Here is a 12,703-nt window from a genome sequence, read left to right as displayed (position 1 = left end):
GACCGACGGCGCCTCACACCTGGCGGAAGTCGATCCCCAGCAGGCTCGCCGCAGCCCGGTAGTCCGCCGCCCGGTGTCCGAGCGACAGCGACCAGTGGTGACCGATACCGGTCGCGCTCCACTCGTCCACCCAGACACCCGGGTCACGCCCGAAGTCGACACGGCTCGTCGTGTTGCCGATCGCGAGCAGCGGGCCGGGGACGACCTCGCCCTCCGACGCGACGAAGGCGAGCGAGCCGTCGCGGTCCTGCCCCAACCCGAGCAGCGTGACCGGCCCGTGCCGCACGTCGAACTCGACGCTCACACCCCAGCCGCGCTTGCCGTGATAGACCCCGAGCCCGCGCAGCAGCGGGTCGCGGGAGCTGACGGCGAGGTGCGCCGGACCGTCGTGCCCCATCTCGACGACCTCGTCCTCGAAGTCCAGCGCCTGGATCTCGCAGAACGACCCACCGGCGCCGACGACCTGGGTCGCGAGCTGTGCGACCGTGGTCCGCAGCTCGTACTCGCCGGTCGTGGGGATGCCGCGAGCGGTGAGGAGGGACGCGCCGAGGATCATGCCGGCGCCGAGTCGCTCGTGCTGTTCGCCGTCGCGACCGCGGTGGTAGTAGGCGAGGCTGTCGAGCGCGAACTCGTCGACGAGCCGGTCGAGCCCGACCGACACCTTCGCTCCCCACGCGAAGTCGTCCTCGACCACCGTGTCGTCGAGGGTGAAGATCTCCCTGGCGAGGGCCATGCGGTCGGCGACCTCGGCGTCGGTCACCTCGTCGACGAGGACGCGGAGGTCGTCGAACTCCAGGACCTCGACGTGCGAGCCGAAGGTGGTCGGCAGCAGGGTGAGGTCGGTGGAGACGTCGAGCATGCCGGGGTAGACGTGGCCCATGAGGCCGTGGCGGGCGTGACGGAGGGCTGCGCGGACGTGCGCCGCCCGGATCCACTGCGAGATCCGGTCCCACGCCGACTCCTGACGCAGCCAGCCCGACACCGAGCGGAACGGGATGCCCGCCCGACGGAAGACGTTGCCGACCTCGGGTACCGGGCACTGCCCGCAGTAGGCGAGCCAGGCACCGGTGTCGAAGCTCGCGTGGTCCATCCGCTCGGTCGGCTGCAGGTCGATGACGAGGACCGGGGTGTTCGCGCGCTGGGCGATCGGCAGGACCATCGAGGAGGTGAGGTAGGTGGTGAGGAACAGGACGATGAGGTCGCAGTCGCCCTGTCGGAGCTGTTCCGCCGCGGCGTCGCCCTCCTGCGCGTCCGAGATGAAGCCGACGTCGACGACCTCGGCGTCCATCTGCTGGAAGCGTTCCGAGACGTACCGGGCCGACGCCTGGAGCTGGGGGAGCAACTCCGGGAACTGCGGCCAGTAGGTGCCGAGGCCGCCGGCGACGAGGCCGATGCGGGGCTTCCGCCGTGCCTTCGGGGTGAGGAGCGGGTGGACGGCTGCTGCAGTGTGGGTCATCGTCGATCCTTGGTGGGTGCGGGTACGGGGGTATTTAATCGATTAAATACTGGTGACGACTGTACCCGGGCGTCACCGCCGCGTCCAGCCTCGCCGCTGCTCAGGCCGGCAGGGGAGCGGACTCGCGGACGACGAGATGCGGCTCGAGCGTCCGGGTGACGTGCTCGTGCGCAGCGCGGTCGGCGCCCAGCTCGGCCAGGAGGATCTCGACGGCCACGCGCCCGAGTTCGTCCTTCGGCTGCTCGACCGTGGTGAGCGGCACCCGCCCGTCGGCCGCGAGCGCGAGATCGCCGTAACCGACCACGGACACCTCGTCGGGCACCGCCAGACCACCGTCGTTCAGCCCCCTGATGACGCCGAGCGCGAGCTGGTCGTTCGTGCAGAACACGCCGGTCGGACGCGGTGTCTCTGCCGCGATCCGACGGCCCGCGATGCGCCCCGAGTCGACGGTCATCTCGTCCACGGTGACCTCGCGGAGGTCGTCGGGGTCGAGACCGGCCGCGATGAACGCGTTCCGGGCACCCTCGCGTCGGTCGGCGCACTGCGGGATCGCCAGGTCGCCGTTCACGAGCACGATCGACCCGTCGGACGCCGGGGCGGGACTGGCGAGCAGGTGGGCGACCGCCAGCTCCCCGCCGTGCACGTCGTCGATCGCGACGGAGCAGCCGGTGCCCTCGGGGGCGGTGCGGTCCATGAGCACGAGGCGGCTGCCGACCCGTCGCAGCTGGGCCAGTCGGGAGGCGTCGGCCGTCAGCGGAGCGACGAGCGCACCGGCCGCCCGGTGCTCGGCGAGCATCTCGAAGTGCCGGAGTTCGAGGTCCGGATCGTCATGGCTCACGCAGAGCGCGACCGTGTAGCCGTGCTCGGCTGCGGCCTCGGTGACCCCGCGGGCGATCGCCGAGTAGAACGGGTTCGCGATGTCGGGGATGACGAGACCGATGAGGCGGTTGGTGCCCTGCCGCAGGGTGGCGGCGGCACGGTTGGGGACGAAGTCGAGTTCCTCGATCGCGGCGAGGACGCGCTCGCGGGTGGCGGGGGCGACGATCTCGGGGCGGTTGAGCGTGTTGGAGACGGTCGCGTTCGAGACGCCGGCGAGTCTGGCGACGGCGGCGAACCCGATGTCGTGCTTCGCCATGCTGCCCTCCGATTCCACTCCGAGCGTACCCGGCGCGACCCTCGTCCCGTTCTCAGGACTCCTTCGGTGTGGTGGGGCGATCTCCACCCGACACGCCGCGGAAGTCCTGAGAACGGGACGGAGGCGACCGCTACGGGAGGGTGTGGCCCGCGGCGGTGAAGAGGCGGTACCACTCCTCGCGCGACAGCGTCACGTCGGAACCTGCGGCCGCTTCCTGGACGCGCGACGGCTTGGTGGTGCCGAGCACGACCTGGATGTTCGCGGGGTGCCGGGTGATCCACGCGGTCGCGATGCCGGACGGCGTCACGCCGTGTGCGGCTGCGAGCTCGTCGAGCACGTCGTTCAGCTCCGCGTAGTGCTCGCGGTCGCCGATGAAGACGCCCGTGAAGAAGCCGGCCTGGAACGGCGACCACGCCTGCAGGGTCATGCCGGTCAGGCGGCTGTAGTCGAGCATCCCGTTGTCGCGGTCGATCGACTGGTCGAGGCCGGCCATGTTCGCGGCGACGCCCGACGCGATGATCGGGGCGTGGGTGATGCTCAGCTGCACCTGGTTGACGATGAGCGGCTGCTCGACGGAGCCCTTCAGCAGCTCGACCTGCGCCGGCGTGTGGTTCGAGACGCCGAAGTTCCGGACCTTGCCTGCGGCCTGCAGGGTGTCGAACGCCGACGCGACCTCCTCCGGCTCGACGAGGCTGTCGGGGCGGTGCAGGAGCAGGAGGTCGAGGTAGTCCGTCTTCAGGGCGGCGAGGGACTCGTCGACGGTGCGGAGGATGTGCTCCTCCGAGAAGTCGAAGAAGCCCTTGCGGATGCCGACCTTCGACTGGATGAGCACCTGCTCGCGCTCGGCGGCGGTGAGGGTGACGGCGTCGCCGAAGCGACGCTCGCACCCGTGACGCTCCGAGCCGTAGATGTCGGCGTGGTCGAACACGGTGACGCCGGCGTCTCGTGCGGTGTGGAACAGGGTGCGGATGGCCTCGTCGTCGAGGGCCTCGATCCGCATGAGGCCGAGGACGATGCTGGACGCGGTCAGGTCGGTCTGGGGCAGGGGGATGGTCTTCATCCGACCATCCTGGCCGAACCCGCCGGTGGTCTGCCTAGGATTGACGACATGTTCGTGTTGTCGTTGCTGCTCATCGTCCTCACGATCATCGCGCTCATCGACGTGGTGGGGCAGCCCGAGCCCGTCGTGCGCAACCTGCCCAAGATCGTGTGGGTGCTGCTCATCGTCTTCATCCCGCTCATCGGCGTCGCCCTGTGGTTCCTGCTCGGCAAGGACTGGTCGACGAGCCGGATCAAGCTCCCCGAACGCCGGGGCCGGAAGCAGTCGCGGACGTCCGGCTCGTGGGGTTCGGGTCGAGGGTCCTCGTCGACCGCGACGCCCTCGCCGTCGCAGCCCGACCGCGCCGTCAGCAGCACGGAGGAGCAGCTCGCCGCCCTCGAGCGCGAGATCCAGGCCGCCGAGGACGCCGAGCGTATCCGCAAGCTCGAGCTGGAGATGAAGCGCGCCGATCCCGACGCCGACGACAAACTGCCCTGACTCAGGAGTCCGTCGGCGCGTCGACCGGGTATGGTCGCGGCACGCCGAGGAGTTCCTGAGACAGGGCAGTCGGGTGTGACTGGGTGACTCCTAGAAGTCGTACTTGTCGATGTTCGACGCGTCGAAGGTGGTCGGCGGGCCGACGATGACGGTGCCGTCGGCGCCGACCTCGCGCTCACCGAGGTCGCCGGCCTCGAAGGTGTCGCCCTCCTTGCCGGTGATCGTGCCCTCCGCCAGTGCCTTGCCGGCGAACGCTGCGACGTAGCCGAGCTGAGCCGGGTCCCACAGCGCGAACGCGGTGACGGTGCCGTCCTTCACGAACGGACGCATCTCGTTCGGGAGGCCGAGGCCGGTCAGTGCGACCTTGCCCTTGTACTCCGAGGTGGAGAGGTAGCGGGCGGTCGCGGCGATGCCGACCGTCGTGGGCGAGATGATGCCCTTGAGGTTCGGGTGCGCCTGGAGCAGACCCTGGGCCTCCTGGAACGACTTCGTGTCGTCGTCGTCACCGTAGACCTTGGCGACGAGCTTGATGTCCTTGTAGTCCGGGTTGGAGGCGAGCTCCTCCTCCATGTACTTGATCCACTCGTTCTGGTTCGTCGCGTTGGCCGTGGCCGAGAGGATCGCGATCTCGCCCGAGCCGCCGATCTGCTCCGAGATGAGCTTCGTCTGGATCAGGGCGACGTCCTTGGCGACGACCTGGGAGATGAAGACGTCGCGGCAGTCCTTGCTGGTGTCGGAGTCGAACGCGACGATCTTCGCGCCGCCGTCACGGGCCTCCTTGAGGGCGGGGCAGACGGCGTCGGGGTCGTTCGCCGCGATGACGATGACGTTCGTGCCGGCCTGGGTCTCGGCGTTGATGAACGACACCTGGCTGGACGCGCTCGCCTCGAGCGGGCCGACGACCTCGGTGGCGCTGAAGCCGGCCGCCTTCGCGCCGTCCTTGCCGCCGCCGAGCACGACGTCCGTGTACGGGTTGTTGAGCTGCTTGGGGATGAAGGTGATGCTCTCCGCGGCACCGCCGCCACCACCTGATCCCGCGGAGTCGCCGGTGGCGCACCCCGTCGCGATGAGGGCGAGGGAGGCTGCTGCGGCGATGAGGGCCGCTGCGCGACGGGCCGAACGGCCTGCTGCGCGGTTTCGAATCGACTGCATTGTCTGTTCCTTTCTGGATACGCCTGGTGCTGTGGCGTGGGGTGCCCCGAGGGCTGCGCCGATCGGGAGATCAGTGCTGGGGCAGGCTGCGTCGGATCCGTCGGTGGTGGTTCCACTGCTTGACGGATTCGAAGATACTGGGGCCGACCACCGAGGCGATCAGCAGGGTCCCGGTCACGATGATGAGGACGACGTCGGAGACGCGGCCGAGTCGGAGCGCGTAGTTGATGGTGCCGATGAGCAGCACACCCGCGACGACACCCGGGATGGACCCCTTGCCGCCGAAGATCGAGACGCCGCCGAGGAGCACGGCCGCGATGACGGCGAGTTCGAGCCCGGAGGCGTTGTCGCTGCGGGCGCTCGAGTAGCGGAGCGTCCAGAACACCCCCGCGAGGGCGGAGACACCGCCGGTCGCGACGTAGAGCCAGAACTTCGAGCGGGCGACCTTGATGCCGACGAAGCTCGCGGCCTCCGTGCTGTACCCGAGCGCGTACAGCCCGCGGCCGAAGGGGGTCAGGTGCAGGACGACCCCGAAGGCGAGCACGACGACGAGGACCCCGACCATGACCACGGGGATGCCGGTCGAGCCGATCTTCGACGTGAAGAACGCGGTGAGCTCGGGCGGGAAGTTGGCGACCGCGTTGTCGCCGATGACGACGAGCGCGAGGCCGCGGAACAGCGCGAGCGTGCCGATCGTCACCGCGAGCGACGGGAGTCCGACCACCGCGATGAGGAAGCCGTTGAACGCGCCGGCGACGACTCCGACGAGCAGCCCGATGAGGAGGACGACCCCGATGTCCATCCCGCCGCCGGCCCACAGCACACCGATGACGGCGCTCGTGAGGCCCGCGGTGCTTGCGACGGACAGGTCGATCTCGCCCGTGATGATGACGAGCGTCATCGGCATCGCGATGAGGAGGATCGGGATGACGTCGAGGAGGAGGAAGCCCACGGTGACGGGGGAGGCGAACCGCGGGATGAGCAGGCAGGCGCCGATGACGACGACGAGCAGCGCGTAGATCATGATCGCGTCGCGACCGAGGAGGATGCGCGAGGCACCGGTGCGGCCCTTCGGTTCGGCCACGAGCACGCCGGTGGTGTCGGTGCCGAGCGGGCCGGAGCCCTTGGTGAACGGAGCCTTCGGGGCTGCCGGGGTCTTCAGATCAGACATCGCGTGCCTCGCTCATTCGCAGTTTCTTGGCCGTACGGAGGCTGGCGACGCGGTCGATGATGATCGCGGCCAGGATGAGGATGCCCACGATCGCCTGTTGCCAGAACTTGTCGACGCGCAGGGCGGTGAGGGCGCTCGTGATGGTGGTGAGGAGGATCGCGCCGATCGCGGCCCCGGCGACCGAGCCGCTGCCGCCGAAGATCGCGACACCACCGACCACGGCCGCCGCGACGACGTCGAGCTCCATACCGGACCCGGTGGTCGCGCCGACCGAGTTGAAGCGCGAGGCGTAGAGCACGCCGGCGAGTCCGGCGAGCAGGCCGTTCGCCAGGAAGGCGAGGAAGACGCGGCGGCCGACCGGGATGCCGAACAGCTTCGCGGCGTCGGGGTCCGACCCGATCGCGTAGAGGTCGCGGCCGGATCGGGCGCCGGCCATGTAGACGGCGACGACGACCACGACGAGGATCGCGATGAGGGTGATGACCGGGAAGCCGAGGACGGTGTCGACGGACAGGTTCCCGAACGCGTCGGGTCGGTCGTCCGCGAAGTACTGCGTGCCACCGGCCCACGCGTTGTTCAGGCCTCGGTAGATGTAGAGCGTGCCCAGGGTGATGACGAGGGCGGGGACCTTCGCGATCGTGACGAGCGCACCGTTGATCGCGCCGAGCACCGCACCGAGCAGCATGGCGATGGCGAACACCGCGATGATCGGCAGTTGGGGCATCGTCGCGAACATCGTGCCGGTCGCGAAGGCCACGAGCCCCAGGATCGAGCCGACGGACAGGTCGACGTTGCGGGTGATGATGACGAGCGCCTGACCGACGGCGAGGATGATCATGATCGTCGCGTTGAGGAGGAGGTCCTTCACCCCCTGTGCCGACAGGAACAGCGGGTTCGCGAGGTAGGTCACGAGCACGAGCACGACGAGGGCGACGGTGACCGGGAGCTCCCGGAGTCGCACGATCGACGCGATCGGGTTCGTCGTGCGCTCGGTCGCGACGGTGACGGGGCCGCCGCCTCCCGGCTTGGTGGTGGTGTCGGTCATCGTGCGCCTTCCAGGGAACCGGTGGCCGCGTGCATCACGGTCTCCGGGGTCGCTTCTTCGCGGGTGAGCTCGGCGGTGATCCGGCCCTCGTGCATGACGAGGACGCGGTCGGCCATGCCGAGGACCTCGGGCAGTTCGGAGGAGATCATGAGGATCGCGATGCCGCGGCCGGCGAGTTCGGAGATGAGGCGGTGCACCTCGCTCTTCGTGCCGACGTCGATGCCGCGGGTGGGCTCGTCGACGATGAGGAAGGTCGGCTCGGTGGCGAGCCACTTCGCGAGGACGACCTTCTGCTGGTTGCCGCCGGAGAGGGTGGAGACCGCGTACTCCTGCGAGCCGGTCTTCACCTGGAGGCGGGCCGACCACTCCTCGGCCGCCTCGCGTTCGCGGCGGCCGGAGATGATCCCGAACCGCGCGAGCCGGTGGCGGAGGGTGAGGGTCGCGTTGCGGGCGACCGACAGGTCCATCACGAGCCCCTGCTTGCGACGGTCCTCCGGGACGAAGCCCATGCCGGCGTCGATCGCGGCCTGCGGGTCGCCGGCCTTCACCGGCTTGCCGTCGAGCGTGACGCGTCCGGTGTCGTAGGGGTCGATGCCGAAGACGGCGCGGGCGACCTCGGTGCGCCCGGCGCCGACGAGTCCCGCGAGGGCGACGATCTCACCCGAGCGCACCGTGAACGAGATGTCGGAGAAGACGCCGGCGCGCGACAGCCCGTCGACGGTGAGGACCGCGTCGCCGATCTCCGCGTCCTGCTTGGGGAAGAGGGCGGCGATGTCGCGACCGACCATCTGCCGGACGATCGCGTCGACGGAGGTCTCGTTCGTGACGTGCGTGGCGATGTAGCGGCCGTCGCGCATGACCGTGATGCGGTCGCACAGCGCGAAGACCTCCTCGAAGCGGTGGGAGATGAACATGATGCCGGCGCCCGCGTCGCGCAGGGAGCGGGCGACCTGGAAGAGGCGGTCGACCTCGACGCCGGAGAGCGCGGCGGTCGGTTCGTCCATGATGAGGACCTTGGCGTCGAGCGAGATGGCCTTCGCGATCTCGATGATCTGCTGGTCGGCGATCGACAGGCCCTCGGCGACGCGGTCGGGGTCGATCTGGACGCCGAGGCGGTCGAACAGGGCGCGGGCGGCCTTCCGCATGGCGCCAGTGCTGATGAGTCCGAGGCCGTTCTTCGGCTGGCGGCCGATGAAGATGTTCTCGGCGACGGTGAGGTCGGGGAACAGGGTCGGCTCCTGGTAGATCACGGAGATGCCCGCGGCCTTGCTGTCGGCGACCCCGCGGAAGGCGACGGGCTTCCCGGCGAGGGTGAAGTCGCCGGCATCTGGGGTGTAGAGCCCGGCGAGGATCTTCACGAGCGTGGACTTCCCGGCGCCGTTCTCGCCGACGAGCGCGTGGATCTCGCCGGCCTCGATCTGGATGGTGCCGTCGGCCAGGGCGACGACGGGGCCGAAGGTCTTGGCGGCTCCGATGAGGGAGAGCGCCGGCTGGGCGCTGCGCCCGGCAGGTTCGGTGCGCGCCGGTTGCGCTGGATGGTCGATCGTCATTGAGGGTCCGTTCCTCCACGGTGAGGGGCTCGCTCCCGGCGGGATGTGAATCGATTCAGGGTCGGGAGCACCTGCACTGTATGGCCGTCGGATCGCGGGCGGCAAGGCGAAGCGGTCGTTCCTGACAGGACCTTCAGAAACGGCGCCCCGGTCGGCTCGCCTAGGCTGTGGATGCTCGATGGCGAAGGAGGACGACCGTGCGGATCCTCGTCGTCGATGACGAACGCGAGATGGCTGGCCTCCTGTCCCGCGGTCTCGGGTCGGACGGCCACGACGTGACGACGGCGTTCGACGGCCCGACCGCGCTGGACCTCGCGCGGCAGGCGATCGCGCCGGTGTCCGGTGGCGACGCGGGCTTCCAGGTCGCGGTGGTCGACGTCATGCTCCCCGGGCTCTCCGGATTCGCCGTCTGCCGCGAGCTCAAAGGCCTCGACCCGACGCTCGCGGTGATCCTGCTCACGGCGCGCGACGCCGTGGACGACCGGGTCCGTGGGCTCGACGCCGGAGCCGACGACTACATGATCAAGCCGTTCGCCTTCGCCGAGCTCGCCGCCCGGATCCGCGCGGTCCGGCGTCGGGACGCGCTCACCGTGCAGCCCCGCTTGGACGTCGGTGGGCTGACGCTCGACCTGCACCGGCACCGGGCGCGCGTCGGCGACCACGACGTGCCGCTGAGCGGGACCGAGTTCGACGTCCTCCGGGTGCTCGCGACCGATCCGGGCGTCGTCGTCTCCCGGGCGGCCATGCTGCGGGAGGTCTGGGAGACCTTCGACAACATCGACCCGAACGTCGTCGACCAGTACATCAGCCGCCTCCGTCGCAAACTCGACCTGGCGGAGGCGGGCGTCCGCATCGTGACGAGCCGCGGCGTGGGGTTCTCGCTCGTCGCCGCAGGGAGCTGAGGGCGTGTCGTCGGACCGTCGCCGGTCGACGCGGCACCACGGCATCCGCACGCGGATCGCCGGGGGCAGTCTGCTCATCGCCGTCGTCGTGTCGCTCTTCGCCGGGCTCGCGATCAACGCCCAGCTGGAGCGCATCGTCCGCGACGGCACCGTCCAGGCGCTCCGCAGTGACGGCGCACAATACGTGTTCGCGCTGCAGGCGAGACCCGACGACCCGCTCCAGGGGCCCGGCCTCGGCACCCGCATCGCGGTCATCGCCCCCGACGGCTCCATCCCGGTCTTCAGCCTGCCGACGACGCTCGCCGCGCAACTCCCGGCGCTCGCCGCGACGCGGGAGGTCACCACCGTCGACGCCGGTTCAGCCACCTACATCCTGTTGTCACAGCCCGTGACCGTCGGTGGCGACACCTGGTACGTCATCGCCGGACGCGACGAGGCCGAGGAGACGACCGTCCTCGTCCAGATGCGCCTCCTCCTCGTCGGGTCCTTCGCGCTCCTCGTCCTCGGTGTCGCGGCCGGCGGGTGGATCCTGACGACGGTGTCGCTCCGGCCCGTCACGCAGGCTCCGGGTGAGCGCGCAGAGCCTCAGCGAACGGTCGACGGACGAGGTGCTGCCGGTCGGCCGCGCGGACGACGAGATCGCGCAGCTCGCGATCACCCTCAACGACCTGATCGAGCGGCTGCGGGCCTCGGCGGACCGCGAACGGCAACTCGTGTCCGACGCGAGTCACGAGCTCCGCACGCCGCTCGCGATCCTCCGCACCCAGCTCGAACTCGCGCGCCTCGAGGACTCGTCGCGTGAGCAACTGCTCGCCGACATCGAGGGGGCGGAGCGCAGTGCGACGCGGCTGTCGGCGCTCGTCACCTCGCTGCTCGAGCTGTCCCGCATCGAGGCGGCGACGCCGGAGGAGCGGACGAGCGCGGCCAGGTTGGAGGCCGACGTGCTCGAGGCGGTCGAGCGCGCGCGGTTCCGGGTCGCCTCGGACGACGCGCTGGCCGGGATCGAGGTCGAATACGTGAGCGCGATCGCTGAGAGCGGGCCGGGGGAGGGTGCGGCGGTGTACGCCGTGCGCGCCGACGATGTCGGTCGGGTCGTCGACAACCTCGCGGGGAACGCGCTGCAGGCCTTCACCGAGCGCGGGGGCGCTCCGCGCCGGGTGTCGGTCATGCTCGACGACGACGGCGGTCAGCTCACGCTCCGGGTGTCGGACAACGCCGGAGGACTCGACCCGGCCTTCGAACCGCGGGCGCTCGAGCGGTTCAGCCGGTCGGACGCGACGCGGTCCTCCGGGCACGGTTCCGGGCTCGGGCTCGCGATCGTCGCCGCCATCGCGCGCAACGCGGGTGGGGCGATCGTGCTGCACAACCGACCCGGCCACGGTCTCGAGGTCGTCGTCACCCTGCCCGCCGCGTCGGCCCTGCCGGTCGATCCCGCCTGATCGTCGCCCCGTTCTCAGGAGTCGCCCGGTGTGTCGGGGTGCGGGCGGGGGCGCCGCGCCGGGGAACTCCTGAGTTGGGGACGGCGGCGGGCGGGTGACCCGTTCTCAGGACTCGCCCGGTGTGTCGGGGTGGGGTGGGTGCGGCGCGCCGGGGGAGTCCTGAGTTGGGGACGGCGGCGGGCGGGTGACAGCGGGCTGCGCGGGCGCGCGAAGGCGCTGCGTGCAACAATGAGCCAGCCCGTCCGGCGTCGCCTGGCGGGTCCGACAGGCGAAGGGGAGCCGTGAGCGCGAGCGTGAAGGACGTCGCGGCGAGAGCCGGCGTCTCGGTCGGGACCGTCTCCAACGTGCTGAACCGCCCCGAGAAGGTCTCGCCCGTCACCGTCGACCGCGTCCACGCGGCGATCGACGAGCTCGGCTTCGTGCGGAACGACGCGGCCCGTCAGCTCCGGGCCGGCCGCAGCCGCAGTGTCGGCCTCGTCGTGCTCGACGTCGGCAACCCGTTCTTCACCGACGTCGCCCGCGGTGCCGAGGACCGGGCCGATGCGGAGGGGTGGTCGGTCCTGCTCGGAAACAGCGACGAGAGCATCGACCGCGAGCGCGCCTACCTCGACCTCTTCGAGGAGCAGCGGGTCGCCGGCGTCCTCATCACTCCGCTCGGCGACGACCTCACCCGGCTCAGCCGGCTGCGCGACCGCGGGACGCCGACGGTCCTCGTCGATCGGCAGACCGATGACACGAGCTTCTCATCGGTCGCCGTCGACGACGTCGCGGGCGGGCGGCTCGCGGTCGAGCACCTCATCGGACTCGGTCGGCGTCGTATCGCGGTCGTGGGTGGTCCGTCCTCGCTCCGGCAGGTCGTCGACCGGCTCGCCGGTGCGCGTCAGGCGGTCGATGCAGCCGCGGCCGGTGGTGCCGAGGTCACCCTCGAGGTCGTGGAGACCACCGCGTTGACGGTGCTGCAGGGCCGTTCCGCGGGCGAGACCATCCGGAACCGTCCTCGTGACGAGTGGCCCGACGCGGTGTTCGCGGCCAACGACCTCCTCGCGATGGGGGTCCTGCAGGCGTTCAGCATGCTCGGTTCGGTGCGCGTGCCGGACGACATCGCCCTGATCGGGTACGACGACATCGACTTCGCGTCGGCGGCGGTCGTCCCGCTGTCGTCGATCCGTCAGCCGAGCGCACTCATCGGCCACACCGCCGTCGAGCTCCTGCTCCGTGAGGCGGACGCGGGCGCTCGACGCGTGCCCGAGCAGATCGTCTTCCAGCCGGAACTCGTCGTCCGGCAGTCGACGGTCGGCGTCGACCCGGCCTGAGTC

The 12,703-nt window shown here is 70.5% G+C and carries 11 protein-coding genes; 4 read left to right on the top strand and 7 right to left on the bottom strand.

Features of this window, described 5'->3' with window-relative positions; genetic code table 11:
• Positions 1 to 13 precede the first annotated feature (13 nt).
• The 3 genes from AC5JOC_RS04465 to AC5JOC_RS04455 form a co-directional block, all read right to left on the bottom strand.
• A complete protein-coding gene (locus AC5JOC_RS04465; protein ID WP_192019108.1) occupies positions 14 to 1,456 on the bottom strand; it encodes an L-fucose/L-arabinose isomerase family protein in 1,443 nt (480 codons plus the stop codon).
• A gap of 100 nt (positions 1,457 to 1,556) precedes the next feature.
• Positions 1,557 to 2,591 carry a LacI family DNA-binding transcriptional regulator gene (locus AC5JOC_RS04460; RefSeq protein WP_494245535.1) on the bottom strand — a complete coding sequence of 345 codons (1,035 nt, stop codon included), beginning with the start codon at positions 2,589 to 2,591 and terminating at the stop codon, positions 1,557 to 1,559.
• 130 nt (positions 2,592 to 2,721) lie between these two features.
• The gene (locus AC5JOC_RS04455; protein ID WP_079706405.1) at positions 2,722 to 3,651 is read right to left on the bottom strand and encodes an aldo/keto reductase; all 930 of its coding nucleotides are present in this window, start codon (positions 3,649 to 3,651) and stop codon (positions 2,722 to 2,724) included.
• A gap of 48 nt (positions 3,652 to 3,699) precedes the next feature.
• On the opposite strand from AC5JOC_RS04455, the gene AC5JOC_RS04450 reads away from it, so the two are divergent.
• A complete protein-coding gene (locus AC5JOC_RS04450) occupies positions 3,700 to 4,128 on the top strand; it encodes a PLD nuclease N-terminal domain-containing protein (RefSeq protein WP_124767614.1) in 429 nt (142 codons plus the stop codon).
• A 90-nt stretch (positions 4,129 to 4,218) separates the two neighbouring features.
• On the opposite strand, the gene rhaS is transcribed toward AC5JOC_RS04450, so the two are convergent.
• From rhaS to AC5JOC_RS04430, 4 genes are all read right to left on the bottom strand, one after another.
• Positions 4,219 to 5,280, bottom strand: a complete 1,062-nt coding sequence (gene rhaS / locus AC5JOC_RS04445; RefSeq protein WP_085514253.1) for a rhamnose ABC transporter substrate-binding protein — start codon at positions 5,278 to 5,280, stop codon at positions 4,219 to 4,221.
• A gap of 70 nt (positions 5,281 to 5,350) precedes the next feature.
• Positions 5,351 to 6,451, bottom strand: a complete 1,101-nt coding sequence (locus AC5JOC_RS04440) for an ABC transporter permease (RefSeq protein WP_079706408.1) — start codon at positions 6,449 to 6,451, stop codon at positions 5,351 to 5,353.
• Positions 6,444 to 7,496: an ABC transporter permease gene (locus tag AC5JOC_RS04435; RefSeq protein WP_079706409.1), complete on the bottom strand. Its 1,053-nt coding sequence runs from the start codon at positions 7,494 to 7,496 to the stop codon at positions 6,444 to 6,446. Before AC5JOC_RS04435 ends, AC5JOC_RS04440 begins: the two co-directional genes overlap by 8 nt.
• Complete coding sequence (locus AC5JOC_RS04430) at positions 7,493 to 9,046, bottom strand: sugar ABC transporter ATP-binding protein (RefSeq protein WP_079706410.1); 1,554 nt, start codon at positions 9,044 to 9,046, stop codon at positions 7,493 to 7,495. The genes AC5JOC_RS04435 and AC5JOC_RS04430 overlap by 4 nt, the downstream gene beginning before the upstream one ends.
• A gap of 197 nt (positions 9,047 to 9,243) precedes the next feature.
• Between AC5JOC_RS04430 and AC5JOC_RS04425 the strand changes: the two genes are divergently transcribed.
• The 3 genes from AC5JOC_RS04425 (at position 9,244) to AC5JOC_RS04415 (ending at position 12,700) form a co-directional block, all read left to right on the top strand.
• Positions 9,244 to 9,948 (top strand): response regulator transcription factor, encoded by a 705-nt coding sequence (locus AC5JOC_RS04425; protein WP_079706411.1) that lies wholly within the window; start codon positions 9,244 to 9,246, stop codon positions 9,946 to 9,948.
• 569 nt (positions 9,949 to 10,517) lie between these two features.
• Complete coding sequence (locus AC5JOC_RS04420; protein WP_494245531.1) at positions 10,518 to 11,387, top strand: sensor histidine kinase; 870 nt, start codon at positions 10,518 to 10,520, stop codon at positions 11,385 to 11,387.
• A gap of 281 nt (positions 11,388 to 11,668) precedes the next feature.
• On the top strand, positions 11,669 to 12,700 hold the full coding sequence (locus AC5JOC_RS04415) for a LacI family DNA-binding transcriptional regulator (RefSeq protein WP_494245529.1): 1,032 nt from the start codon (positions 11,669 to 11,671) through the stop codon (positions 12,698 to 12,700).
• The last annotated feature ends 3 nt before the right edge of the window (positions 12,701 to 12,703 follow it).

It is taken from the genome of Plantibacter sp. (assembly GCF_059073635.1).
Note: the sequence above shows the minus strand (reverse complement) of the source record. Positions and strands in the feature narration are given on the sequence as shown.